Origin of the sequence: Streptomyces anulatus, assembly GCF_014650675.1 — a bacterium.
Lineage (GTDB): Bacteria > Actinomycetota > Actinomycetes > Streptomycetales > Streptomycetaceae > Streptomyces > Streptomyces anulatus.
Genome location: NZ_BMVK01000006.1, coordinates 437,227 through 461,053, shown reverse-complemented (window position 1 = coordinate 461,053; position 23,827 = coordinate 437,227). Strand labels below are relative to the sequence as shown.

Annotated in this window: 23 protein-coding genes and 1 pseudogene; 17 read left to right on the top strand and 7 right to left on the bottom strand. The window is 72.8% G+C overall.

Going from position 1 to position 23,827, the window contains the following annotated elements; genetic code table 11:
- Positions 1 to 16: 16 nt before the first annotated feature.
- From pnuC to IE272_RS18495, 5 genes are read left to right on the top strand one after another with little or no spacing between them, the layout of a single operon-like run.
- A complete protein-coding gene (pnuC, locus tag IE272_RS18515) occupies positions 17 to 673 on the top strand; it encodes a nicotinamide riboside transporter PnuC (protein ID WP_056702925.1) in 657 nt (218 codons plus the stop codon).
- Positions 670 to 1,749 (top strand): AAA family ATPase, encoded by a 1,080-nt coding sequence (locus IE272_RS18510; RefSeq protein WP_190007289.1) that lies wholly within the window; start codon positions 670 to 672, stop codon positions 1,747 to 1,749. The genes pnuC and IE272_RS18510 overlap by 4 nt, the downstream gene beginning before the upstream one ends.
- Entirely contained in the window at positions 1,746 to 2,522 is a 777-nt protein-coding gene (locus IE272_RS18505) for an NUDIX hydrolase (RefSeq protein ID WP_050362297.1), read from the top strand. Before IE272_RS18510 ends, IE272_RS18505 begins: the two co-directional genes overlap by 4 nt.
- Positions 2,519 to 3,544: an ADP-ribosylglycohydrolase family protein gene (locus tag IE272_RS18500; RefSeq protein WP_190007288.1), complete on the top strand. Its 1,026-nt coding sequence runs from the start codon at positions 2,519 to 2,521 to the stop codon at positions 3,542 to 3,544. The genes IE272_RS18505 and IE272_RS18500 overlap by 4 nt, the downstream gene beginning before the upstream one ends.
- Positions 3,545 to 3,547: 3 nt before the next feature.
- Entirely contained in the window at positions 3,548 to 4,351 is an 804-nt protein-coding gene (locus IE272_RS18495) for a nucleotidyltransferase domain-containing protein (protein WP_056702931.1), read from the top strand.
- Between the two features lie 10 nt (positions 4,352 to 4,361).
- Here the strand turns inward: IE272_RS18495 and IE272_RS18490 are convergent, their stop codons facing one another.
- Positions 4,362 to 5,063: a nucleotidyltransferase domain-containing protein gene (locus IE272_RS18490; protein ID WP_050362294.1), complete on the bottom strand. Its 702-nt coding sequence runs from the start codon at positions 5,061 to 5,063 to the stop codon at positions 4,362 to 4,364.
- A gap of 24 nt (positions 5,064 to 5,087) precedes the next feature.
- Positions 5,088 to 5,543 (bottom strand): Rieske (2Fe-2S) protein, encoded by a 456-nt coding sequence (locus tag IE272_RS18485; protein WP_057661819.1) that lies wholly within the window; start codon positions 5,541 to 5,543, stop codon positions 5,088 to 5,090.
- A gap of 298 nt (positions 5,544 to 5,841) precedes the next feature.
- Here IE272_RS18485 and aroH point away from each other — a divergent pair, with 298 nt between their 5' ends.
- The 5 genes from aroH (at position 5,842) to der (ending at position 10,320) form a co-directional block, all read left to right on the top strand.
- Positions 5,842 to 6,204, top strand: a complete 363-nt coding sequence (aroH, locus tag IE272_RS18480; RefSeq protein WP_032790828.1) for a chorismate mutase — start codon at positions 5,842 to 5,844, stop codon at positions 6,202 to 6,204.
- The gene (locus IE272_RS18475) at positions 6,201 to 7,286 is read left to right on the top strand and encodes a prephenate dehydrogenase (protein ID WP_073960211.1); all 1,086 of its coding nucleotides are present in this window, start codon (positions 6,201 to 6,203) and stop codon (positions 7,284 to 7,286) included. Before aroH ends, IE272_RS18475 begins: the two co-directional genes overlap by 4 nt.
- 147 nt (positions 7,287 to 7,433) lie before the next feature.
- On the top strand, positions 7,434 to 8,129 hold the full coding sequence (gene cmk, locus IE272_RS18470) for a (d)CMP kinase (protein ID WP_032790830.1): 696 nt from the start codon (positions 7,434 to 7,436) through the stop codon (positions 8,127 to 8,129).
- The gene (locus IE272_RS18465) at positions 8,126 to 8,782 is read left to right on the top strand and encodes a lysophospholipid acyltransferase family protein (protein ID WP_056702942.1); all 657 of its coding nucleotides are present in this window, start codon (positions 8,126 to 8,128) and stop codon (positions 8,780 to 8,782) included. Before cmk ends, IE272_RS18465 begins: the two co-directional genes overlap by 4 nt.
- 68 nt (positions 8,783 to 8,850) lie before the next feature.
- Positions 8,851 to 10,320: a ribosome biogenesis GTPase Der gene (gene der, locus IE272_RS18460; RefSeq protein WP_050362289.1), complete on the top strand. Its 1,470-nt coding sequence runs from the start codon at positions 8,851 to 8,853 to the stop codon at positions 10,318 to 10,320.
- A gap of 79 nt (positions 10,321 to 10,399) precedes the next feature.
- Here the strand turns inward: der and IE272_RS18455 are convergent, their stop codons facing one another.
- A complete protein-coding gene (locus tag IE272_RS18455) occupies positions 10,400 to 10,741 on the bottom strand; it encodes a hypothetical protein (protein ID WP_050362288.1) in 342 nt (113 codons plus the stop codon).
- A 137-nt stretch (positions 10,742 to 10,878) separates the two neighbouring features.
- Positions 10,879 to 11,661 carry a DUF8842 C-terminal domain-containing protein gene (locus IE272_RS18450; protein WP_050362287.1) on the bottom strand — a complete coding sequence of 261 codons (783 nt, stop codon included), beginning with the start codon at positions 11,659 to 11,661 and terminating at the stop codon, positions 10,879 to 10,881.
- Between the two features lie 532 nt (positions 11,662 to 12,193).
- Between IE272_RS18450 and IE272_RS18445 the strand changes: the two genes are divergently transcribed.
- The 4 genes from IE272_RS18445 to IE272_RS18430 all read left to right on the top strand — a co-directional run bounded on the left by IE272_RS18445 (position 12,194) and on the right by IE272_RS18430 (position 15,933).
- On the top strand, positions 12,194 to 13,477 hold the full coding sequence (locus tag IE272_RS18445; protein ID WP_190007287.1) for a glycosyltransferase family 4 protein: 1,284 nt from the start codon (positions 12,194 to 12,196) through the stop codon (positions 13,475 to 13,477).
- On the top strand, positions 13,474 to 14,307 hold the full coding sequence (locus IE272_RS18440; protein ID WP_057661817.1) for a hypothetical protein: 834 nt from the start codon (positions 13,474 to 13,476) through the stop codon (positions 14,305 to 14,307). Before IE272_RS18445 ends, IE272_RS18440 begins: the two co-directional genes overlap by 4 nt.
- A 53-nt stretch (positions 14,308 to 14,360) precedes the next feature.
- On the top strand, positions 14,361 to 15,344 hold the full coding sequence (locus IE272_RS18435; RefSeq protein WP_190007286.1) for a helix-turn-helix transcriptional regulator: 984 nt from the start codon (positions 14,361 to 14,363) through the stop codon (positions 15,342 to 15,344).
- Positions 15,345 to 15,717: 373 nt separating this feature from the next.
- Positions 15,718 to 15,933 carry an I78 family peptidase inhibitor gene (locus IE272_RS18430; protein ID WP_050362283.1) on the top strand — a complete coding sequence of 72 codons (216 nt, stop codon included), beginning with the start codon at positions 15,718 to 15,720 and terminating at the stop codon, positions 15,931 to 15,933.
- Between the two features lie 113 nt (positions 15,934 to 16,046).
- Here IE272_RS18430 and IE272_RS18425 read toward each other — a convergent pair whose 3' ends face one another.
- Positions 16,047 to 17,066 (bottom strand): phosphatase PAP2 family protein, encoded by a 1,020-nt coding sequence (locus tag IE272_RS18425; protein ID WP_050362282.1) that lies wholly within the window; start codon positions 17,064 to 17,066, stop codon positions 16,047 to 16,049.
- Positions 17,067 to 17,563: 497 nt separating this feature from the next.
- Here IE272_RS18425 and IE272_RS18420 point away from each other — a divergent pair, with 497 nt between their 5' ends.
- Together IE272_RS18420 and IE272_RS18415 are read left to right on the top strand one after the other, a co-directional pair.
- Positions 17,564 to 19,330 carry an MFS transporter gene (locus IE272_RS18420; RefSeq protein ID WP_190007285.1) on the top strand — a complete coding sequence of 589 codons (1,767 nt, stop codon included), beginning with the start codon at positions 17,564 to 17,566 and terminating at the stop codon, positions 19,328 to 19,330.
- Positions 19,331 to 19,432: 102 nt separating this feature from the next.
- Positions 19,433 to 20,653, top strand: coding sequence for an acyl-CoA dehydrogenase family protein (locus IE272_RS18415; protein ID WP_056702959.1), 1,221 nt, complete (start codon positions 19,433 to 19,435; stop codon positions 20,651 to 20,653).
- 67 nt (positions 20,654 to 20,720) lie between these two features.
- Here IE272_RS18415 and IE272_RS18410 read toward each other — a convergent pair whose 3' ends face one another.
- The gene (locus tag IE272_RS18410; protein WP_050362279.1) at positions 20,721 to 21,164 is read right to left on the bottom strand and encodes a cell division protein SepF; all 444 of its coding nucleotides are present in this window, start codon (positions 21,162 to 21,164) and stop codon (positions 20,721 to 20,723) included.
- A 368-nt stretch (positions 21,165 to 21,532) separates the two neighbouring features.
- Here IE272_RS18410 and IE272_RS18405 point away from each other — a divergent pair.
- Positions 21,533 to 22,697, top strand: a pseudogene (locus IE272_RS18405) (DUF5685 family protein).
- Positions 22,698 to 22,718: 21 nt separating this feature from the next.
- On the opposite strand, the gene IE272_RS18400 reads toward IE272_RS18405, so the two are convergent.
- Positions 22,719 to 23,657, bottom strand: coding sequence for an ABC transporter substrate-binding protein (locus tag IE272_RS18400; RefSeq protein ID WP_190007284.1), 939 nt, complete (start codon positions 23,655 to 23,657; stop codon positions 22,719 to 22,721).
- Positions 23,658 to 23,827: the final 170 nt, after the last annotated feature.

The following is a 23,827-nucleotide window of genomic DNA, read 5'->3' as shown; positions in this document are numbered from 1 at the left end:
AAAGAAGGAGGCGGGCGTGAGTCTCGCGGACGTACTCGATCCCCTGCAACAGCCCCTGGTGACGATCCTGGACACCCCGGTCAGCTGGACCGAGGTGCTGGGCTTCGGAAGCGGGGCGCTGTGCGTCTGGCTCGTGGCCCGCCAGCACCTCGCCAACTGGCCGATCGGCATCGCCAACAACCTCTTCTTCATCCTGCTGTTCGCCCAGTCCGGTCTGTACGCCGACGCCGGCCTCCAGATCGTCTTCATCACCCTCGCCGCGTACGGCTGGTGGACCTGGACCCACGGGGGTGGACCAGGAACCTCCGTCCTGCCGGTGCGCAGAACGACCCGCGCCGAATGGACCTGGCTGCTCGCGGCGGGGGTGGTGGGGACCCTCGGGATCACCCTGCTGCTGTCCCGCGCGACCGACTCCACCGTCCCGTTCTGGGACGCGCTGACGACGTCCCTGTCGCTCATGGCGACGTACGGGCAGTGCAGGAAGCGGCTGGAGTCCTGGTGGCTGTGGATCGCCGCCGACGTGGTCTACATCCCGCTGTACGCCCACAAGGGGCTGTATCTGACCTCGCTGCTGTACGCCGGGTTCCTCGCGCTCTGCCTCGTCGGCCTGCGCAACTGGCACCGCGACCTGACCGCCCGCACCCCGCGCCCCGCGGAGGTGGCCGCGGCATGAAGCGCTACGGACACGGCCTGGTCCTCGGAAAGTTCTACCCGCCGCACGCCGGCCACCACCACCTCGTCGAGACCGCGAGGGACCGCTGCGAACGGCTGACCGTGCTGGTCTGCGCCGCCTCCGTGGAGTCCGTCCCGCTCGCCGACCGGGTCGCCTGGATGCGCGAGGTCCACCCGGACGTCACGGTGGTCGGCGCGGTCGACGACACGCACATGGACGTCCATGACCCGGCGGTCTGGGACGCGCACATGGCGGTGTTCACCGCGGCCGTGCCCGAGCGGGTGGACGCCGTCTTCACCTCGGAGGCGTACGGGGAGGAACTGGGCCACCGCTTCGGCGCGTCGTCCGTCCTCGTCGACCCCGACCGCACCCTCTTCCCGGTCTCCGGCACCGCCGTGCGCAAGGACCCCGTCGGCTGCTGGGACTTCCTCCGGCCGCCCGTGCGGGCCGCCCTCGCCCGCCGGGTCGTCGTCCTCGGCGCGGAGTCCACCGGCACGACGACCCTCGCGCGGGCGCTCGCCGCCCACTACCGCGCACGCGGCGGCGTGTGGGCGCGCACCGGGTACGTCGCCGAGTACGGCCGCGAGTACAGCGAGGACAAGCTCGCCGCCCTGCGCCGACGGTGGCCCGGGGCCGCCTGGGAAGACGTCACCTTCACCACCGACGACTTCCCGCTCATCGCGCAGGCCCAGAACGACCGGGAGGAGGACGCCGCCCGCGCCGGGTCCCCGGTGCTCTTCTGCGACACGGACTCCTTCGCCACCACCGTCTGGCACGAGCGGTACGTCGGCGGACGCAACCCGCGCGTCGAGGAGATCGCGGACCGGGCCGCCCACCACCTGTGGCTGCTCACCGACCACGAGGGCGTCGCCTTCGAGGACGACGGGCTGCGGGACGGCGAGGAGCTGCGGCCCTGGATGACCGACCGCTTCCGCGCCGAACTCACCCGCACCGGCCGCCGGTTCATCGAGATCACCGGTCCGCCCGAGGCGCGGCTCGCCGCCGCCGTCGCCGCCGTCGACGAACTCCTCGCCACCGGCTGGGACTTCGCCGCACCCCTCCCGGAGAAGCGATGAGCACCCCCGTCCCCGAGGGCTACGACCCGCACGCCTTCGCCCCGTTCGCGGTCACCGTCGATCTCGCGGTCTTCACCGTCCGCGAGGCCCGGCTGCACGTGCTGCTCGTCGAACGCGGCCAGGAGCCCTTCCGGGGCCGGTGGGCGCTGCCCGGCGGCTTCCTGCTGCCCCGCGAGTCCGCCGAGGAGGCCGCCCGCCGCGAACTCGCCGAGGAGACCGGCCTCGGCCAGGACACCGTCGGCGCCCTCCACCTCGAACAGCTGCGCACCTACACCGCCCCGGACCGCGACCCGAGGATGCGGGTCGTCTCCGTCGCGTACGCCGCGCTCCTGCCGGACCTGCCCGAACCACGCGGCGGCGGCGACGCGGCGAGCGCCCGGTGGTGGGACGCCGGCTCCACCGGCCCCCTGGCCTTCGACCACGACCGGATCCTCGCCGACGCCCACGACCGGATCGGCGCCAAACTCGAATACAGCTGCCTGGCCACCGAGTTCTGCCCCGCCGAATTCACCCTCGGCGAGCTCCAGCAGGTCTACGAGACCGTCTGGGGCGTCGAGCTCGACCGCCCCAACTTCCGGCGCAAGGTCCTGAACGCGCCCGGCTTCGTCCAAGCCGTCGAGGGCCCGCCGCGCCGCACCGGAGGCCGGGGCAAACCGGCCGCCCTCCACCGGGCGGGCGACGCCACCGCCCTGCACCCGCCGCTCCTGCGCCCGCCACGACCGGACGCCCCCGCAGACCCGTCGTACTCCGCACCGGAAGGACGAGACAGATGACGATCACCACCCCGCCCCTCACCAAGCAGGCGGCCACCGGCGTGCTGACCGGGCTCGCGCTCGGCGACGCCCTGGGCTTCCCCACCGAGTTCAACGACGTGCCCGCCATCCTCGCCAAGTTCGGCCCCTGGCGGCAGATTCCCCTCCTGACTCCCGCCATCGTCTCCGACGACACCCAGATGACGATCGCCCTGGGCCGGGGCATCCGCACCGCCATGGACAGCGGACTGCTCACCCCCGAACGGATGGTGGACCCGGTCCGCGCCGAGTTCGTCGCCTGGTACCACTCGCCGGACAACAACCGTGCTCCGGGCAACACCTGCCTCACCGCCTGCCGCCTGCTCGAACACACCCGGATCTGGCAGGAGGCCAGCCAGACGCACTCCAAGGGCTGCGGCGCCAACATGCGGGTCGCCCCCGTCGGCCTGGTCCCCGGCCTCAGCGAGGAACAGCGCGCCGGGGCCGCCCAGCTCCAGGCCGCCCTCACCCACGGCCACCCGACCGCGCTCACCGCCTCCGACCTGCTGGCCCGCGCGGTGTTCCTGCTCGCCCAGGGCGCCGAACCCCTCGGCCTGATCGGACAGTTGCGCAGCTACGCCTACGAGAACCGGGGCCGTTACCACACCCGCTGGCTCGGCGACCTCTGGCGCCACGCGGGCGACGCCACCCCGGAGGCGTACATCCAGCGAGGCTGGGACGAGTGCCTGACCGCGCTGGGGTGCGTCCAGGACGCGCTGCGCGATCCGTCACCGGAGACCGACCCGTGCGAGCGGACCGGCGACGGCTGGGTCGCCGAGGAAGCACTCGCCACCGCCCTGCACTGCTTCCTGCTGTTCCCCGAGGAGCCCGTCACCGCCCTGCGCAGGGCCGCCTGCACCCGCGGCGACTCCGATTCGATCGCCTGCCTGACCGGAGCGCTGGCCGGGGCGCACCTGGGCGCGGCGGCCTGGCCCAAGGAGTGGTCCGAGCGCATCGAGTACCGCAGCGACCTGCTCTCCCTCGCCGCGCTCTGGGATGCCTGACCGATGACCACCGCCACCGACATCTCCCTGGAGCGGGCCGGGCTCCCGGTCACCGACCTGCGCCCCGACCTCGCGCACGCGCCCGGCCCCCTGGCCTTCGCCACGGTCTCCGGCGCCCATCTGTACGGCTTCCCCTCCCGGGACTCGGACGTGGACCTGCGGGGGGTCCACGTCCTGCCCGCCGAGGACCTGGTGGGGCTGCGCGAGCCGGAGGAGACCCGCACCCGGATGTGGGAGCGCGACGGGGTCGAGCTGGACCTCGTCACCCACGACCTGCGCAAGTTCGTCCGCCTGATGCTCCGGCCGAACGGCTACGTCCTGGAGCAGCTGCTGTCCCCGCTGGTGGTGCACACGAGCCCGCTCCACACGGAGCTGACCGTGCTCGCCCCGGGCGTTCTCACCCGCAACCACGCCCACCACTACCGGGGCTTCGCGGTGACGCAGTGGCGGCTCCACGGGAACAACGGCGAACTGAAACCGCTGCTCTACACCTTCCGGGCGCTGCTCACCGGCATCCACCTGATGCGTACCGGCGAGGTGCAGGCCCACCTGCCCACCCTGCTCACCCAGGTCGACGCCCCCGCGTACCTGCCGGAGCTGATCGCCGCCAAGGCCGAGGCCGAGCACATCGCGGCGACGGGCCCGGACGCGGAGACGGTCACCCGCGACGTGACCGAGCTGCACCGCGTCCTGGACGAGGCGCGGACCCGCTCCCGGCTGCCGGACGCGGTGACGGTCCTGGAGGACCTGCACAACCTCGTCGTACGGGCCAGGCTCGCGGGCCGGGGACCGTCGGACACCCCCTAGGCCGTGTCCGCTAGGGCGCCTCCCGCGCCGCCGAGGCCCGCCTGGTCCGGACGAGGAAGTCCTCCACGGCCGCCCGGTCGGGTTCCGGCGGCAGCGGGGAGCGGATCGCCGCCTCGTCGTTCTCCTCGCCGAGGCGGTTCATCCGGCGCTCCACCTCCGGCCAGGACACCTCGCCCCGCTTCACCGCCAGCAGCTCCTGACGGGCCTCGCCGACGTCGATGCGCAGCTCGCCCGTGCGCAGCAGGTCCCGGCAGCTCGCCAGCAACCGCAGCAGATGCATCGCGTGCTTCCAGCGCGGCGCGCCATGGACCCGTACGTCGGCCTCCAGCTTCTTCCGCTGGCCCAGCGCGTACCGGACGAACGTGCCGTGCGCGAGCTGCGACAGGAACGCCCCGCGCAGCGCCAGCAGCTCGCGGCCGGTGTCGTCCACGGACTCCACCAGCGGGGAGTGCAGGCACTCCAGCACGTTCGGGTTGGCCCGCAGCGCCAGCTCGCAGAAGCGCTCAAGCTCCCAGGAGAACTGCTCCGGCGCGGGGCCCTCCACATGCGTCGGCGGCTTCTCGAAGCGCCAGAACAGCGGGGTGGGCGCGAGGAAGACACCGCGCCGGTCGGTATCGCTGTCCTCCGTGGCCAGCCCGAACGCGCGCGAGCCCATCACGCAGGCGTAGACCGTGTGGTCGCGTACGAGTGCCTCGTCGGCGGCGGTGATCATGGCCGCGAGGCTACCGGGCCCGGCTCAGGTCAGCCGGATCGCGCCCCCCGAGACGCTGATCCGCTCGGCGGGCAGCGGCCGGGGCGCCGGGCCGGCCTCGACCGCCGCGTCCGTGATGCTGTACTTGCTGCCGTGGCAGGGGCAGTTGATCGTGCCGTCGCTCACCGTCGAGACGAGGCAGCTCGCGTGGGTGCAGACGGCGGAGAACGCCCTGAACTCGCCTTCCTCCGGCTGGGTCACCACGACCTTCTGCTCCTTGAAGACGGTGCCGCCGCCGACCGGGATGTCCTCGGTCCTGGCCAGCTCCACGCCGCCCGAAGCACCCGGCGACGCGCTGTCCGTCGCACCCGCCGACGCGGTGGGCGAGGCGCTCGTGTCCCCGCCGTCCCCGCCGTCCCCACTGTCGGATCCGCAGCCGGTGGCCAGGGCGGCGGCGCCCGCCGCGCCCGCGGCCAGCACCGTCCTTCGCCGTGCGTTCATGGGTTCTCCTTCGGTAGCGGGCATGGTGCGGTGCGTGCCGGTCATCGTGGCGGCAGCGGGCCCCCGGGCGAAGCAACCGGGCGGATCGTGCGCCCGCCCGGGTGGCGACTGAGGCCCTGACGGCCCTGACGGCACGCCCCCGGGCCTCCCGGGCGCGCACCGCGCGTCTCACGGAAGGAACGCCGTGACCGGGTCCGCCGCGTCCGATCTAGGCTGAGGTGAGCCGCCGGCCGCGCCGTGCGGCGCCGGGCCCGGAGGCGCGGACGATCAGCGAAGAGCGAAGAGCGAGGAGTGCGACGTGGCGGTACGAGCGGTCCGGGGCGCCGTCCAGCTGGACGAGGACGAGGCCGGGCACATGGGCCGGCGGGTCGGTGAGCTGCTGACGGCCGTCCTGGACCGCAACGAGCTCGTCGCCGACGACCTGATCAGTATCTGGTTCACCGCCACCCCCGACCTGCACAGCGACTTCCCCGCCGCCGCCGCGCGCGGCCTGGGGATCGTCGACGTACCCCTGATCTGTGCCCAGGAGCTGGACATCGACGGGGCGATGCCCCGGGTCGTCCGTATCCTCGTGCACGTCGAGACCTATCTCTCGCGTGCCGAGATCAGCCACGTCTACCTCGGCGCCACCGCCGCTCTGCGCAAGGACATCGCCCAGTGAGAACCGCCCTCGTCATCGGAACCGGGCTCGTCGGCACCTCCGCCGCCCTCGCACTGGCCGGCCGGGGCATCCACGTGCACCTCGTCGACCACGACGCCGCCTCCGTGCGCACCGCCGCCGCGCTGGGCGCCGGCACGGACGAGCCGCCCCGGGGCCGGGTCGACCTGGCGATCGTCGCCGTACCGCCCGCGCACACCGCCGCCGTCCTGGCCGGAGCCATGCGCGACGGGGTGGCCCGCGGTTACCTGGACGTCGCCAGCGTCAAGGGCGGCCCGCGCCGCGAGCTGGAGGCGCTCGGCCTCGACCTCACCCCGTACATCGGTACGCATCCGATGGCCGGCAAGGAGCGCTCGGGGCCGCTCGCCGCGACCGCCGACCTGTTCGAGGGCCGCCCCTGGGTCCTCACCCCGACCCGGGACACCGACACCGAGGTGCTCAACCTGGCGCTGGAGCTGGTCGCCCTGTGCCGGGCCGTCCCCGTCGTCATGGACGCCGACGCCCACGACCGGGCCGTGGCCCTCGTCTCGCACACCCCGCAGCTGATCTCCTCGATGGTCGCCGCCCGGCTGGAGGAGGCCGACGAGACCGCCGTACGGCTCTGCGGACAGGGCATCCGGGACGTCACCCGGATCGCCGCGTCCGACCCCCGGATGTGGGTGGAGATCCTCTCCGCCAACCCCGGCCCGGTCGCCGACGTCCTCGCCGGGGTCGCCGCCGACCTGGAGGAGACCGTGACCGCGCTGCGCGGCCTGCACTCCTCGGACGAGGAGAAGCGGCGCGCGGGCACCGACGCCATCGAGGACGTCCTGCGCCGCGGCAACGCGGGGCGCGTCCGGGTCCCCGGCAAGCACGGCGCGGCCCCCGCCGCGTACGAGACCGTGGCCGTCCTCATCGGCGACAAGCCGGGCGAGCTGGCCGCGATCTTCGCCGACGCGGGCCGGGCCGGGGTCAACATCGAGGACGTCCGCATCGAGCACGCCACCGGCCAGCAGGCGGGCCTCGTCCAGCTCATGGTCGAGCCCAGTGCCGCCCCGGTCCTCGGCACGGCACTCCAGGAACGGGGCTGGTCGATCCGCGGCTGACCCGGTTCCCGCACGGCCGGGCGGCGCCACCCCCCACCCGGGTGGACCGCCTCCCCCGTACGGGGTACAAGGGCGCGCCCGGTACTCGGTAACCTGGTACGAGGCCGTCTCCGAGGCCCGTCCGTCCCCGCACCGTGTACCAGGAAGGTGTCCACCACCGTGGAAACCGCACGCTCCTCCGTGATCGTCGCCATCGACGGGCCCTCGGGCACCGGCAAGTCGAGCACGTCCAAGGCCGTCGCCGCCAAGCTCGGCCTGAGCTACCTGGACACGGGCGCGCAGTACCGGGCCATCACCTGGTGGATGCTGAACAACGGCATCGACGTCGGCGACCCGGCCGAGATCGCGACCGCCGCCGCCAAGCCGGTGATCGTCTCCGGTACCGACCCCGCCGCCCCGACGATCACCGTCGACGGCGAGGACGCCTCCGGCCCGATCCGCACCCAGGAGGTCACCTCCAAGGTCAGCGCCGTCAGCGCCGTCCCCGAGGTGCGGACGCTCATCACCGAGCTCCAGCGCTCCATCGCCGCGGCCGCGACCGGCGGCATCGTCGTCGAGGGCCGGGACATCGGCACCACCGTGCTGCCCGACGCCGACCTCAAGATCTTCCTCACCGCCTCCCCGGAGGCCCGCGCCGCCCGCCGCAGCGGCGAGGTCAAGGGCTCCGACCTGACCGCCACCCGCGAGGCCCTGATCAAGCGGGACGCCGCGGACTCCGGCCGCAAGACCTCGCCGCTCGCCAAGGCGGACGACGCCGTCGAGGTGGATACCACCGAGCTGACCCTGCAGCAGGTCATCGAGTGCGTCGTCACCCTCGTCGAGGGGAAGCGGGTCGCCGCGTGAGCGATGCCACAGGCGCGCCCACGCTGCGCGGAGCGGCCGTCGGGCGGTCCATCGGCATCGGCCTGATGTACGGGCTGTTCAGGCCCCGGGTCCTCGGCGCGTGGCGCGTGCCCGCCGCCGGACCCGTCATACTCGCGGTGAACCACTCCCACAACATCGACGGACCGATGCTGATGGGCACCGCGCCCAGGCCGGTGCACTTCCTGATCAAGAAGGAGGCGTTCGTCGGCCCCCTCGACCCGTTCCTGCACGGAATCGGGCAGATCGAGGTGGACCGTACGACCGTCGACCGCACCGCCATCACCCACGCGCTCGGCGTGCTGGCTGACGGCGGCGTCCTCGGGATCTTCCCCGAGGGCACCCGCGGTGAAGGAGACTTCGCCTCGCTGCGGGCCGGACTCGCGTATTTCGCGGTACGGGGCGGGGCACCGATCGTCCCCGTGGCCGTCCTGGGAAGCACCGAGCGGCGCGGACGGTTGATACGGGGGCTGCCCCCGCTGCGCAGCCGGGTCGACGTCGTCTTCGGCGACGCGTTCGACGCGAGCGCCGGCGACGGGCGGCGGACGCGCAGGGCGCTGGACGAGGCGACCCTGCGGATCCAGGCGAAGCTGACCGCCCACCTGGAAAGTGCCAAGCGCCTCACCGGGCGATAGGCGAGACTTGAGTAGTGGACCGCGCTGATCGCGGTCCATCGATGATGATGCAAAGAGGAACGGACTTCATGAACGACCAGATTCACTCCGACGGCTCGGGCCACGAGCACGGAGCACTTGGCGATGCCGAGTTCGCGGAGTTCATGGAGCTCGCCGCGCAGGAAGGCTTCGATCCCGAGGAGGTCGAGGGCGCCCTCGACGAGGCCGGTCACGGCCCGCTCCCCGTGCTCGCCGTCGTCGGCCGCCCCAATGTCGGCAAGTCGACCCTGGTGAACCGGATCATCGGCCGCCGCGAGGCCGTCGTGCAGGACAAGCCCGGCGTCACCCGCGACCGCGTCAGCTACGAGGCCGAATGGGCCGGACGCCGCTTCAAGGTCGTCGACACCGGCGGCTGGGAGCAGGACGTGCTGGGCCTCGACGCCTCCGTCGCCGCCCAGGCCGAGTACGCCATCGAGACGGCCGACGCGGTCGTCTTCGTCGTCGACTCGACCGTCGGCGCCACCGACACCGACGAGGCCGTCGTCAAGCTGCTGCGCCGGGCCGGCAAGCCCGTCGTCCTCTGCGCCAACAAGGTCGACGGACAGAGCGGCGAGGCGGACGCCACCGCCCTGTGGTCGCTGGGCCTCGGCGAGCCCTACCCGGTCTCCTCGCTGCACGGCCGAGGCACCGGCGACATGCTGGACGCGGTCCTGGAAGCCCTGCCCGACGCCCCGGCCCAGAAGTTCGGCACCGCCCTCGGCGGCCCCCGCCGGATCGCCCTGATCGGCCGCCCGAACGTCGGCAAGTCCTCCCTGCTGAACAAGGTCGCGGGCGAGGACCGGGTCGTCGTCAACGAGCAGGCCGGCACCACCCGTGACCCGGTCGACGAGCTGATCAAGCTCGGCGGCATCACCTGGAAGTTCATCGACACGGCCGGCATCCGCCGCCGCGTCCACCTCCAGGAGGGCGCGGACTACTACGCCTCGCTGCGTACGGCCGCCGCCGTGGAGAAGGCCGAGGTCGCCGTCGTCCTGATCGACTCCAGCGAGTCCATCAGCGTCCAGGACCAGCGGATCATCACCATGGCCGTGGAGGCGGGGCGCGCCCTCGTCGTCGCCTTCAACAAGTGGGACACCCTCGACGAGGAGCGTCGCTACTACCTGGAGCGCGAGATCGAGACGGAGCTCGCGCAGATCGCCTGGGCCCCGCGCGTGAACGTCTCGGCCCTCACCGGCCGGCACATGGAGAAGCTGGTCCCGGCGATCGAGACCGCGATCGAGGGCTGGGAGACCCGCGTCCCCACCGGCCGGCTCAACGCCTTCCTCGGTGAGATCGTCGCCTCCCACCCGCACCCGATCCGCGGTGGCAAGCAGCCTCGCATCCTCTTCGGCACCCAGGCGGGCACCAAGCCCCCGCGCTTCGTGCTCTTCGCCTCCGGCTTCCTGGAGCACGGCTACCGCCGCTTCGTCGAGCGCCGTCTGCGCGAGGAGTTCGGCTTCGAGGGCACCCCGATCCACATCTCCGTCCGGGTCCGCGAGAAGCGCGGCCGCAACAAGTAGCACCGGCGTACGACGAAGCCCCGGGCCGCTCTCGCGAGAGCGGCCCGGGGCTTCGTCGTACGGCCTTCGCCGCCGGGGCTCAGGAGTCCCGTGACCCCGGCGGCAGCGCCGCGGGCCGGGGCCGCCCCGCGTGCCGCCCCACGCGCTGCCAGGAGCCGAGGCTCCCGGTGTGCTGGCTCTGCCCGCCGCTGCCGCTCTGGCCGTTGTGCCCACCGTTGCCGCTGTGCCCGGAGGGGGCGGGGTGACCGCTCAGCGCGGTCCTGGAGGCGAAGAGACCGGCGCCGAAGGCCGGGAAACCGAGATTCTCCTCGCCGCTCCGGTCGCCCGGCAACGCCCGGAACGAGCGCCGGTACTCGGAGTACAGCGCGTCGTAGATCGGGGTGGGGGAGACGCCCCCCGACGGATCCTGCGAAGGACGCATGGCAGGGATCTGACTCTGATGCTGGCGGGAGGAGTCGTATGAGTGCACGTAGGTGCCAACGACCTCACCGCTCGTCGGATGCGGCTCCGCCGGAGAAAACGCTGTTCGGCGGGGGCGCCCGAGCCGGCCGGACATGATCAGGTCCCGGCCAGCGGCATCGACGCGGCGACCAGCAGCCCGTTGACCGCCGCCTTCTCCAGGGCGTCCCGGAGCAGGTCCTCGCGCGGCTGCTGACCGATGGTGCCGGCCGGGGCGGCGAAGACGAGGACCGTCTGCGACTTGTTGACCGCGGCCCGCCAGCCGTCGGTCACCTGGAGCGGCTGGTGGGCCTGCCACCAGGCGACCGGGTTGCCGCCGCCGGCGCTCGGCTGCAGCACGGCGTGCAGCTGGCCCACCGCCAGCAGCACGGACCAGCCCGCGAGGACCTCCGGCAGCCGGTTCATGTCGGGGGCGGGGCGGAAGCCCTGCTCCAGCAGCAGCTGGAGGAACTCGTCGCCCCCGCTGCCGTCGGTGCCGGGCCGGGCGACCGGGCCGGTCGGTTCGACGACCAGGGCCGGGCGGAGATCGTCCTCGATGAGGACGAGTCCGCTGGTGATGCCGAGGACGGCCTGTTCGGGCATGCGCCCCTCCGTATTCTTCTGCTCGCTTCCGGTGATGCTGCGCACCGCGCCCTGGAGCTGGTCCTCCGCGACCTTGACGACCTGCGAGGGGATGCAGGTCGCGTGGGCGAACGCGAGGACGGCGGTCTCGTCGCCGATGAACAGCACCGTGCTGGTGCGTTCCTGGTCGGAGTCGCCGGGGGTGCGGCAGGAGGTGCAGTCGTAACTGCCCGGGGCGTTGTCGCCGACGAGCAGCCGGTCGGCTTCGTCGTCGCCGATCTCGGCGCGTACGTCCTGGCTGACGTCGAGCATGCGCGGCACGGGGGCTCCTCGAACTCGGTGCGTGGGCCGGGTGGTTCCCGGGCTCCATGAAGAGACAACGCGGGATCCGTGGCCGGGGTCACGCACCCGGGCGTACGGAAGTGCGGCACGGGTCGACACATCGGTACATCGAGCAGTCGACGTACGGCCCGTCGCGCCGTCGGCGTACGGCTCCCCGAGCCGTCGGCGTACGGCTTTCGCGTTCCGCCCGGAAGTTTTACCGGGGCGCGGGCAACCACCCGGCATTCTCCTACGTCAAGCTCGTAGGAAAGCCTTGGTGAACGGGTGGCGGATAGCCGTCCGGGTCACCGTGCCGGTGGCCCGCACACGCGGTCCCGATACGTCCGGGCCCTGCGGCTATCCGGATTGAATGCCTCCGGAACCCGCAGGTCAGTGGCGGTCCGGCGGCGGAACGGGGATACCGTGCGCGATGTCGCGGATGCTCCGGGATTTCCCGGGGTATTTCGGGCAGAAATTCGCCGGGAACCACAGGCTTGACAAGGCCGGGTCGACAGGGGGAAACAGCGACACCATGCATATTTCTTTTCTTCTGCACAATGCCTATGGAATCGGGGGAACCATCCGGACGACGTTCACGCTCGCCCGTACGCTCGCCGAGCAGCACGACGTCGAGATCGTGTCCGTCTTCCGGCACCGTGACGCCCCCGTCCTCGGCGCACCCGAGGGCGTGACGCTGCGCCACCTCGTCGACCTGCGGAAGAAGAGCGCGACGTACGACGGCGGCGAGGCCGAACACGCCCGGCCCGCCTCGGTGTTCCCGCGCGGGGACAGCAGGCACAAGCAGTACAGCAGGCTCACCGACGCCCGCATCGCCGCCCATCTCCAGGCGGTCGAGGCCGATGTCGTCGTCGGCACCCGCCCCGGTCTCAACGTGCACCTCAGCCGGCAGACCCGCCGCGGACCGGTGCGCGTCGGGCAGGAGCACCTGACGCTCGACAGCCACAACTACCGGCTGCGCCGCGAGATCGCCCACCGGTACACGCTGCTCGACGCGCTCACCACCGTCACCCGTGCCGACGCGGACGACTACCGAAACCGGCTGAAGCTGCCCGGCGTGCGGATCGAGGCCATCCCCAACGCCGTGCCCGAGCCCGCCTGTCCGCCCGCGGGCGGCGACCTGAAGTGGGTCGTCGCGGCGGGCCGGCTGCACCGGGTCAAGCGCTACGACCTCCTGGTGCGGGCCTTCGCCCAGGTGTCCGCGGCCCGCCCCGACTGGCGGCTGCGCATCTACGGCGGCGGGGACGCGACCGGCGACGAACAGGCGGCGCTGCGCACCCTCATCGACCGACTCGGCCTGCACAACCACGTGTTCCTGATGGGCTCGGCCAACCCTATGGAGGCCGAGTGGCCCAAGGGGTCGATCGCCGCCGTCACTTCGGACCGCGAGTCCTTCGGCATGACGATCGTCGAGGCGATGCGCGGCGGTCTGCCGGTCGTCGCCACCGACTGCCCGCACGGACCGGCCGAGATCGTCGAGGACGGCGTCGACGGGCGACTGGTGCCGGTCGGCGACCCGGACGCGATCGCCGCCGCGCTGCTCCAGCTGATCGAGGACGACGACCTGCGCCACCGGATGGGCGGGGCCGCGCTGAGCGCCTCGGCCCGCTTCGACCCGGCGCGGATCGCCGAGCGCCACGAGAGCCTGTTCGTCGAACTCGTCGCCCGCGGCGCCCAGGGACACGGGCACGGCGCGCTGCGCACCGCGCTGCACCGCACCCGGGGCAGCGTCCTCGACGGGGCCTACGCCCTGCGCTACAAGGCCGCCGACGTGCTCCGCAAGGGAAGGGCCGCATGACCCCCGCCATAGCCACCGTCCGGGCCGACTGTGCCGCCGATCCGGCCGGGACGCTCACCTTCGACCTGACCGTCCCGGCCTCCGCCCCCGCGGCCGTGCTGCTCCTGCGGCGCCGGGGCGCGGCGGGCGACAGGCCCGGAGGCACCGTGCGGATCCCGCTCGACGGGGCCGGTCCCGGGCGGCTGCGGGCGGTGCTCCCGGCCTCCACCGGACTGTCCGAGGGGCGCTGGGACGCCTATGTCGAGGAACCGGGATCCGAGACCCCCCGGACCGTGGAGCCGGGGCTGCGGGACCTGCGGGCCCTCGTCGACCGCAGCCCGGACACCGGAGCCGCGAGCGTCAGCGCCCGGGTGCCCTACCCGACCGCCGACGGCCGGCTCGCCCTGCGCTGCTGGGTCCGCGCCCCGCACGCCGAGGCCGGAGCCGTCGTCGTCGGCCCGGCCGGCATGACGGTCGAGGGGATGCTGTACGGCGTCGCCGTGGGGGAGGGGGCCGCCGTGGAGGCCCGGCTGCCGGGGGACCCGGCCCGGACGCACGGCTTCCCGCTCACTCCCGCCGGCGGGCCGTCCGGCGGCTTCGCCTTCACCCTGCCCTACGGCCCGCCGGCCGAGGGTCCGGTGCACGCGGCGCAGCTCTGGCAACTGTGGCTGGTACCGGCGGCGGGCGCGGCCGGGGTCAGGATCTCCCGCATCCTCGACGACGTCTGGTCCCGCCACAAGTCCTTCGTCTACCCGGCCCGCGAGGCCGCCCCCGGGGTGCTCGCCACTCCTTGCTACACCGCCGACAACGACCTGTGCCTCCGGCTGGAGCCCGGACCGGCGGGCCGCTGAGGAAGGGGGATTGCGGACGGGGGCTGTCCGCAATCCCTGGCAGACTCAACCGCATGTTGGAGACCTCGGCACGACTGCTGCGCCTGCTCTCACTGCTCCAGGCCCACCGGGACTGGTCCGGCACCGATCTGGCCGACCGGCTCGGCGTCACCCCGCGCACCGTGCGCCGGGACGTCGACAAGCTGCGCGACCTGGGCTACCCGGTGAACGCCAGCCGGGGCACCGGCGGCGGCTACCAGCTCGGGGCCGGCGCCGAACTGCCGCCGCTGCTGCTGGACGACGAGGAGGCCGTCGCGGTCGCCGTCGGTCTGCGCACGGCCGCCGGACACGGCGTCGAGGGCATCGGCGAGACCTCCGTACGCGCGCTGGCCAAGCTGGAACAGGTGCTGCCGAACCGGCTGCGCCGCCGGGTGAGCGCGATCGGCGCGTTCACCGTGCCGATGCTGCGCGGGGCGGACGACTCCGCCGTGGACCCCGCCGTGCTCACCGAGCTGGCGGCCGCCTGCCGGGACACCGAGCGGCTCCGGTTCGCCTACCGGACGCACGGCGGGGAGGTCTCGCGCCGGACCGTGGAGCCGTACCGGCTCGTCTGCACCGAGCGCCGCTGGTACCTGGTGGCCTGGGATCCGGACCGGGCGGACTGGCGCACCTTCCGGGTGGACCGGATCACCCCGACCCCGCCGCACGGCCCCCGCTTCACCCCGCGCCCCCCGCCGGCGGACGATCTGGCCGCCTACGTCTCCCGGGGCGTCGCGGTCTCGGCGTACGCGGCCCGGGCCGTGATCCTGCTGAAGGCCCCGCTCGCGGAGGCCGCCCTGCGGGTGTCGCCGTCCGCCGGGGTGCTGGAGTCCGTGGACGAAGACACCTGCAGGCTGACCACGGGCGCTCCGGACCTCACCGTGCTGGTGATCCACGTGCTGATGATGGGGATCGATTTCGAGGTGATCGAGCCGCCCGAGCTGACCGGGACCATGCGGGAGGCGAGGGACCGGCTCACGCGTGCGCTCGACGGACCGCGGGACTCCGGGTGTGGGTGACCGCCCGCTCCACCGCCCCCGGCGGGCGGGAGGAGGAAGCGTGCGGAAAGGAAAGGCCGGTTTACGGGGGCGGGAAATTCCGGTGTCCCGGCCATTCCGGCGACACTCCCCACCGATGGGAAAAGAAGCAGGTCACCCCCATGATTCCGGAAGGATTCCGGCACCCCATCGCGCTGGTGAACGAGGTTTCCCGTTAATGTGCGCCGATGCTTCCGATCGGGCCGTTCGAGTGAATAGAACCGCGTATACACGTGTGGGGATCCTGTGACACAAGCGTGACCGCCACGGCATGTGGAGATGCAGCAGGACGCCCTCCCGGACGCTCTCCCGGCCCGGCCTTCCGTCACGGTCCGGGGCCGCCTACGGTGAAGGCATGGCATCTCTACCGACCCCTCCGTCACAGCCGGACGACGCCGCCGACTCGTACGTCGGCCTCGCCGCCGACGCCGCCGAGCGGCAGGCCAGGAGCCGCGGCTGGGACACGGTCCGGGCCGTTCCCCCGGGCACGTTCCTCACCATGGAGTTCCGCCACGGCCGCATCAACTTCCAGGTCGAGGACGACACGGTGACGCGCTGCTGGCTGGGCTGACCCGCCGGCCGCACCGGGCCCCCGACGGCCGAAGGCCCCGACCGCGGTCGGGGCCTTCGGTGTGGACGGATGAGGCTGTGGGCCTCCCGTCCCCGCGTTTCCGGGGAGCGGGGTCAGCCGCCGGTCATCGGACGCGCCGGGCTGCCGCTGCCGCGCGCGCCCCGCTCCGTGTGCGGCGGCGGACGGCGGACGCCCGTCGGGGCGACCGGCATGCCGCCCGGACGTGCGGGGTGTCCGCCATGGGCCCGCGCCCTGGCGCCCGACGCCGGATGTCCTGCGGGGAGCACCGGCTCGGCCGCGGCGGTCACGGTCCCGGGGGCGAGGCCCTCGGTGGCCATCGACTGCGGCAGCAGCACCGGCTGCGGAGCGGCCCCGGTCACGGGCGCCGGACGGGCGCCGCCGCGGCGCTCGCGCCACCGCTCGCGCATCGCGAAGATCCAGGCCTCGGTCCGGGCGATCAGCGGCTCGAACCAGGGCAGCGCCAGCAGGATGAGCAGCCCGGCCGCCCAGCCCAGTACGACATCGCTGAGCCAGTGCGTACCGATGTACACGGTGGTGAGGCCGACACCCAGCGAGACCGTCGCGGACACCGCCGACAGATAGCGCCTGGCGCGCGGCGTGGTGGCCAGGTAGGCGAGGATTCCCCAGGTCACGACGGCGTTGGCGGTGTGCCCGGAGGGAAATATATCGCCGCCGGCGAACATCTCGGCCGAGCCGATCTGTGTCGCGTAGTGCGGGCCGAGCCGCCCGAGCCCCAGCTTGACCGCGCCCACCGTCACATTGAGCAGCAGCAGGGACGTGCCGAGGACCAGCAGCGGCCGGAGCGTGTGCTGGCGCCAGGAGCGCCAGCCCAGCCAGCAGGCGACCATCACGGCTGTGGGGCCGCGCTGGCCGAGAACGACGTAGTAGTCCAGGAAGGCGTGCAGTTCGGGCCACTGCTGGTAGGGCCGGAACAGCATCACCTTCCAGTCCAGGGCGACCAGCCAGGACGTGATCAGCACCGCGAAGACGATGGCGAGATAGAACGCCAACGTCCCGCCGAAGAGGGCGATGCGGTGACGGCTCATCCGCGGCGCCTCTATCTTCGGCGGTTCCGGCTCCCGGTCCAGCCGGGCAAAGATGTCGGTACGCACCCAATCGACGTTACAGCGAGTGAGTGTGGGAGCAGGCCAATCCGGGCTCTTTGTGATGACGATGTGATGTGGACTTTGTCTCGGAACGGCGTCTTTTCCGGACGCGGAGAAGAATCTCCGTGATCTTGCGGCCAATTGCCCGCCGGTTCCGTTCGTAAGCGTGTTTGATCTCTCGTAAAAAGAGGCGCACCGGAATCCACGGCAATTGATCCCGCCATTCGGGGGAGGCGCGCGCCGTCGTGCCGCGCCCCGGGGCGCCCGCCGGACCCCCGTCACGGCGGGCGTCCCGGCTCCTCGGGCGGGAGCCCCGGCCGGGGGTCCCGCATGGCGTACGCCACACTGTGCGGCGGACCGGGGTATGACGTGGACCACATGTGACCTCGCCGGACTCGCGTACGCTGACGGCTCACTCGCCCGTCGATGCCGGACCCCAGGGACGCGCACCCCACGTCACCGTCGGTCCGCCGAGCGCGAGGGACTCATCGGGAGGTACGTAGATGACCGGGACGACCACGGCCGGGGTCCGGCTGCGCAACGCCGCCGACGACGCCAACCGCTGGGTCGTCCTCGTGGTCCTCTGCCTCAGTCTCCTGGTCGTCGCGCTCGACGCGACCGTGCTCCACGTCGCCGTTCCCTCGCTCACCGAGGACCTGCGCCCGAGTGGCACGGCCCTCCTGTGGATCGTCGACGCCTACCCCCTCGTCTGCGCCTCGCTGCTCATCCTCTTCGGCACGTTGGGTGACCGGATCGGCAGACGGCGCGTGCTGCTCTTCGGCTACGCGCTGTTCGGCGTGGCCTCCGCGCTCGCCGCGACGGCCGACACCCCGGCCGTCCTGATAGCGGCCCGCGCCCTCCTCGGCGTCGGCGGCGCGATGATCATGCCCGCCACGCTGTCGATCCTGCGCCAGGTCTTCCCCGACCGCCGCGAGCGGGCGCTCGCCATCGGCGTGTGGACCGCGGTCGCCGCGGTCGGCGCCGCCACCGGCCCTGTCGTCGGCGGTTTCCTGGTCGAGCACTTCTGGTGGGGCTCGGTCTTCCTGATCAACATCCCGCTGATGGCGGTGATCCTGCCGCTGGGCCGCTGGCTGCTGCCCGAGTCGCGCGGCGGCGACGACGGCCCGTGGGACGTGCTGGGCGCGCTGACCGCCGCGGCGGGGGTGCTCGGCGTCGTCCTCGGCGTGAAGCGCCTGGGCAGCGGCGCGGGGCTCCTGGACCCGGTCTCGCTGGGCCCGCTGGCCCTCGGGCTCGCGCTCCTGATCCTCTTCGTGCGCCGGCAGAAGCGCCGCAGGCATCCGCTGATCGACGTCTCGATGTTCGCCCGCCCGGCCTTCTCCACCGCCGTCGGCTGCATCGTGCTCGCCATGCTGGCGCTGGTCGGCCTCCAACTGATCGCCGTCCAGTACCTCCAGCTGGTGCTGGGGCTCAGCCCGCTGGAGACCGGGCTGCGGCTGCTGCCGCTGACCTTCGCGGCGATGGCCGCGGGCGCCACCGGCTCGTACACCCTGCGCCGCATCGGTCCCCGCCGCATGGTCGGCTGGGGCTTCGTCCTCACCGCGTCCTCGGTGCTGCTGCTCACCTCGATGGGCCAGCACGACCGGCCCGCCCTGCTGACCTGTGCGTTCGTCCTGCTCGGCTTCGGACTGCAGACCACGCTCTTCGGGGCGTACGAGTCGATGCTCAGCGACGCCCCTCCGGAGCGGGCGGGCGGCGCGGCGGCCATAGGCGAGACCTCGTACCAGCTGGGCGCGGGCCTCGGCATCGCCCTGCTCGGCAGTGTCATGAACGCCGCCTACGCCCCGGGCCTCGCCGGTCTGCGCGAGAAGGGCGTCCCCGCCCGCGCCGGCGCGGAGGCCTCGCATTCGCTGGGCGAGGCCTATCAGGTGGCCGCGCAGCTGGGCGGGCCGATGGGCGACCTGCTGCGCTCCACGGCCCGGCACGCCTTCGTCGGCGGACTCCACATCACGCTGTTCGTCAGCGCGGGGCTGCTGCTGCTCGGGGCGCTGGCCGCCCTGCGGCTGCCGAAGGTCATGGACTGCCCGCCGAAGGAGGCCTGCCGCCGGGCCGAGCCCGAGGCCGACGACGCCGCGTCCACGGCTTCCGCACCCGCGAGCTCCGCGCCCACGGCTTCCGCGTACGGGGCGGACGAGCACCGCGTGCCCGGCGCCGCCCGGCCGGCCGGGCGGGACCGCCCGGCCGCGCGCCCGATGCTGCCCGCGCGGCGCGAGCCGGCCGAGGTGACCGGCTCTGGACGAGCGGCACACTGAGCCGTAACGTCAGCACGACGCCCTGACTACCACTGCTAGTTTTCGGAGGGCGGGCGTCTCCCGGTCCCTCCGAGCACCGTGCGAGCCGCCGGAGGCACCCTCATGTCCAGCACCGAGTCACCGAAACCGTCGAAGCTCCCGCCGTTCGACGCGTCGGATCCCCTCGGCATCGACGACCTGCTCGGCCCCGACGACCTCGCGATCCGCGACACCGTCCGCACCTGGGCCACCGACCGCGTCCTGCCGCACATCGCCGAGTGGTACGAGAAGGGCGAGCTGCCCGGAATCAGGGAGCTGGCCCGGGAACTCGGCGCGCTCGGCGCGCTGGGCATGTCCCTGGACGGGTACGGCTGCGCCGGGGCGAGCGCCGTCCAGTACGGGCTCGCCTGCCTGGAGCTGGAGGCCGCCGACTCCGGGATCCGTTCACTCGTCTCCGTACAGGGATCGCTCGCCATGTACGCGATCCACCGCTTCGGATCCGAGGAGCAGAAGCAGCGGTGGCTGCCCGGCATGGCGTCCGGCGAGATCATCGGCTGCTTCGGTCTGACGGAGCCCGACCACGGCTCCGACCCGGCCGGGATGCGGACGTACGCCAAGCGTGACGGCGAGGACTGGGTCCTCACCGGACGCAAGATGTGGATCACCAACGGCTCGGTCGCCGGGGTCGCCGTCGTCTGGGCGCAGACCGACGAGGGCGAGGACGGGCGGGGCATCCGGGGATTCGTCGTGCCGACCGACGCCCCCGGCTTCTCGGCCCCGGAGATCCGGCACAAGTGGTCGCTGCGCGCCTCGGTCACCAGCGAGCTGGTCATGGACGAGGTGCGGCTGCCCGCCGACGCGGTGCTCCCGGACGCGAGCGGGCTGCGCGGCCCGCTCAGCTGTCTGAGCCACGCGCGCTACGGCATCGTCTGGGGCGCCATGGGCGCGGCGCGGGCCAGCTTCGAGTCGGCCCTCGACTACGCGAGGAGCCGGGAACAGTTCGGCCGGCCGATCGGCGGCTTCCAGCTCACCCAGGCCAAGCTGGCGGACATGGCCCTGGAGCTGCACAAGGGCATCCTGCTCGCCCACCACCTGGGCCGCCGCATGGACGCGGGCCGGCTCCGGCCGGAGCAGGTCAGCTTCGGCAAGCTGAACAACGTGCGGGAGGCGATCGAGATCTGCCGCACCTCGCGCACGATCCTCGGGGCCAACGGGATCTCGCTGGAGTATCCGGTGATGCGGCACGCCACGAACCTGGAGTCGGTGCTCACCTACGAGGGAACCGTGGAGATGCACCAGCTGGTACTGGGCAAGGCGCTCACCGGTCTCGACGCCTTCCGGTAAGCGGGACGCGCCGGTACGCGCGTGCCGGCCGGATGCGTTGACCGGATCTTTCCGGCGAGCGCCCTGCTCAGCTCTGGTTGAAGAAGCCGTCGGCCTTGCGGCCGGCGGCTTCGCCCGCCACCACCTGGGTGTCGGCGGGGGACAGCAGGAAGACCCGGGTGGCCACCCGGTCGATCGAGCCGCGCAGACCGAAGATCAGCCCGGCGGCGAAGTCCACCACGCGCTTGGCGTCGGCGGGGTCCATGGCCGTGAGGTTGACGATCACCGGGACGCCGTCCCGGAAGAGCTCGCCGATGGCGCGTGCGTCCCGGAAGCTGTCCGGGGTCACCGTCGCGATCCGGCGGTCCTGCTCCTCGGCCGTCTCGGCGGCCACCTGCACCCGCGGGTCGGTGACCCAGGCCTGGTTGCCCGTACCGGTCTCCGTACCCTCGGCGTACTCGTCGTCGTAGTACCGCTCGTCGTTGTCCTCTACGAGGCCCAGCCAGGCACTCGCCTTGCGCACCGATCCCATGGACGCCTCCTCTCACCGCGGTTCCTTGGTGTTCCGCATCTCTTTCGTATCCCTATGGTCGTCCATGATGCGGATACCGCGCCAAGTGGATAGTCGGCTCGCAGGCGATTCGTGACGTTACTGGTGCAGAAGATGTGGCGATTCGTCAGGGTTCCTCCTGCATAAGGGGGCTTGTAGAAGGAAAATATGATGCTCCGGCCGTACGGGTGATCCGGGGGACGTACGGGTGAACGGGTCACTCGATACGATGCACGACGCTTGGGTGCGCGAGCGTCGCGCACCGGCTGAACGGCTCCCGGGGGATCGTCGTGTTCGGAATCGTCAGGCCCTGTACCCATCGGCTCTCCGAAGGTCTCAGGGTCGAGTGGATGGCCCATCTCTGCGGTCTGTGCCTGGCCCTGAGGGCGGATCACGGACAGTTCGCCCGTGTCGTCACGAACTATGACGGACTGATCGTCTCCGTCCTGACGGAGGCTCAGGCGGGCCGCACGCCCGAGGGCCGGCGCACCGCCGGTCCCTGCCCGCTGCGCGCCATGCGCACCGCGCCCGTCGCCAAGGGGGAAGGGGCACGGCTCGCCGCGGCCGTCTCGCTCGTCCTCGCCTCGGCCAAGGTCCGCGACCACGTCGCCGACCGGGACGGGCTGTTGGCCCGCCGCCCGGTCGCCGCCGCCGCACGCCGGGTGGGACCGGGCGGGAGCGCGGACCGGGGCGGCCCTCGGCTTCGACACCGCCCTCCTGGTCGACGCGGTCGACCGGCAGACCGGGATCGAGACGCTCGCCGGGCCCGGCACCCCGCTGCTGACGGTCACCGAACCGACCGAGACCGCCACCGCGGCCGCTTTCGCGCACACCGCCGTTCTCGCCGGGAAGCCGCAGAACGCCGCGCCGCTCGCGGAGGCAGGCCGGCTCTTCGGACGGCTCGCCCATCTCCTGGACGCCGTGGAGGACCGGGAGGCCGACGCCGCGTCGGGCGCCTGGAACCCGCTCACCGCCACCGGCACCCCGCTGTCCGAGGCGCGCCGGCTCTGCGACGACGCGCTGCACGGCGTGCGGCTCGCGCTGCGGGAGGTGGAGTTCGCCGACGGCAAGCTCGTCCACGTCCTGCTCGCCCATGAGCTGCGGCGCTCGGTCGACCGGGCGTTCGGCACATCGTCCTGCTCGCACCAGGAGGGCCACGAGCACCGGGGAGGCCAGGGGCTGCTGCTGCCCGAAGGCTCCTTCGGCCCGCCGCCGGGCAATCCGTACGGTCCGCAGCCCGGCCACCCCTACGGCCCGCCGCCCGGCGGCCCGGCCGCCCCGCCCCCGCCGCGCCCGCCCCGCGACCGGCGCGGGCTGATCGCCGGATGCCTGGTCTGGGCCGGGCTCGCCTGCACCTGCCAGATGTGCTGCGGGAGCTTCGAGGACCCCTGGAGCAGGGAGCGGCGGGAAGCGCCGTGCCAGAGCTGCGGCGACTGCTGCGAGGCCTGCAGCTGCTGCGGCGACTGCGGCGAGGGCTGCTGCTGTTGCGGGGAGTCCTGCGGCTGCGACTGCTGAGGCCCGCCGGCTGACGTCAGGTCACTTCAGCTCGGGCGGCGAGATCTCGGACGTCTCGATCGCGGACTCGGAAGTGCCCCACTTCTTCAGGATGCGGTCGTAGGTCCCGTCCTCCTTGAGCCGGTTGACGGCCGCCTGGAAGGCGGGGGCCAGCGTGGTGCCCTTCTTGAAGGCGAAGCCCACGTCGAGCCGCTTGAACTCGTTGAGGAAGCGCAGTCCCTCCTGCTGGCTCACCGCGTAGCGCAGCCCGTTGATGGTGGACATCACCACATCGCTGCGGTTCTGCTGGAGCGAGATCCAGACGGCCGCCTGGTCGGCGTAGGTCTTGACGTTGTACGGCTTCTTGCCCGCCTCCGCGCACCGGGGCAGATTCTCCTGGAGCGTCACCTCGAAGGTGGTGCCCGCCCCGGTGGCCACGTCCAGCCCGCACAGCTGGGTGAGGTCGGTGACCTTCTTCAGTCCGCTGTCCTCGCGGACCGCGAAGCCCTGCCCGTCGTTGATGTACGTCACGAAGTCGATCGTCCTGCGGCGTACGTCGGTGACGCCGAAGTTCCCCGTGCCCAGGTCGTACTTGCCGCTGCCGAGCGCCGGCAGGATCGCCTCGAACGACGCCACCTCGCGCTTCAGCTCCAGCCCCAGCACCCGGGCCGCCGCGTCCGCGAAGTCGATGTCAGCGCCGGCCACCGTGGAGCCGTCCTCCTCGTAGAACGCCCCGGGCGGGGCCCCGACGGAGGAGGCGATCCGCAGCGTGCCCGCCTCGCGGACCCCGGCAGGCAGCAGCTTCGCCGCGGCCTCGTCCTTGCGGACCTTCGAGACGACGTCCGTCGTCGGGGTCTTCCCCCGGGAGGAAGCCCTGTCGGACCCGCCGCCCGCCGGGCCGGCCGGCTCCGCGCAGGCGGTGAGCGTCAGCGCGGCCACGGTGATGAGGGCGAACAGGGCGGTATGTCGGGATCGGGACATGGCGGTGCTTCTCCGGGTTCGTCAGGGGAGGCCGACCGCCCCCGGGTCGCGGCGGCACGGGGCCGCGGCGGCACGGAGGGGCGACGGAAAAGGTTCAGCGGTGCGAGGGGAGGGCGAAGCGGTGTGGTGAAGGTGAAGTCACACGGGGAACGGGGCTCGAACGCCGGGAA

Bases quoted from the DNA above. Each gene is read 5' to 3' on its own strand.
- IE272_RS18500 (WP_190007288.1), top strand. From the start codon at position 2,519: ATGACGATCACCACCCCGCCCCTCACCAAGCAGGCGGCCACCGGCGTG.
- IE272_RS18490 (WP_050362294.1), bottom strand. From the start codon at position 5,063: ATGATCACCGCCGCCGACGAGGCACTCGTACGCGACCACACGGTCTAC.
- IE272_RS18415 (WP_056702959.1), top strand. From the start codon at position 19,433: ATGTCCAGCACCGAGTCACCGAAACCGTCGAAGCTCCCGCCGTTCGAC.
- IE272_RS18400 (WP_190007284.1), bottom strand. From the start codon at position 23,657: ATGTCCCGATCCCGACATACCGCCCTGTTCGCCCTCATCACCGTGGCC.
- IE272_RS18435 (WP_190007286.1), top strand. From the start codon at position 14,361: ATGTTGGAGACCTCGGCACGACTGCTGCGCCTGCTCTCACTGCTCCAG.
- der (WP_050362289.1), top strand. From the start codon at position 8,851: ATGAACGACCAGATTCACTCCGACGGCTCGGGCCACGAGCACGGAGCA.
- IE272_RS18505 (WP_050362297.1), top strand. From the start codon at position 1,746: ATGAGCACCCCCGTCCCCGAGGGCTACGACCCGCACGCCTTCGCCCCG.
- IE272_RS18495 (WP_056702931.1), top strand. From the start codon at position 3,548: ATGACCACCGCCACCGACATCTCCCTGGAGCGGGCCGGGCTCCCGGTC.
- IE272_RS18510 (WP_190007289.1), top strand. From the start codon at position 670: ATGAAGCGCTACGGACACGGCCTGGTCCTCGGAAAGTTCTACCCGCCG.
- IE272_RS18410 (WP_050362279.1), bottom strand. From the start codon at position 21,164: ATGGGATCGGTGCGCAAGGCGAGTGCCTGGCTGGGCCTCGTAGAGGAC.
- IE272_RS18445 (WP_190007287.1), top strand. From the start codon at position 12,194: ATGCATATTTCTTTTCTTCTGCACAATGCCTATGGAATCGGGGGAACC.
- IE272_RS18455 (WP_050362288.1), bottom strand. From the start codon at position 10,741: ATGCGTCCTTCGCAGGATCCGTCGGGGGGCGTCTCCCCCACCCCGATC.
- IE272_RS18440 (WP_057661817.1), top strand. From the start codon at position 13,474: ATGACCCCCGCCATAGCCACCGTCCGGGCCGACTGTGCCGCCGATCCG.
- IE272_RS18430 (WP_050362283.1), top strand. From the start codon at position 15,718: ATGGCATCTCTACCGACCCCTCCGTCACAGCCGGACGACGCCGCCGAC.
- IE272_RS18420 (WP_190007285.1), top strand. From the start codon at position 17,564: ATGACCGGGACGACCACGGCCGGGGTCCGGCTGCGCAACGCCGCCGAC.
- IE272_RS18485 (WP_057661819.1), bottom strand. From the start codon at position 5,543: ATGAACGCACGGCGAAGGACGGTGCTGGCCGCGGGCGCGGCGGGCGCC.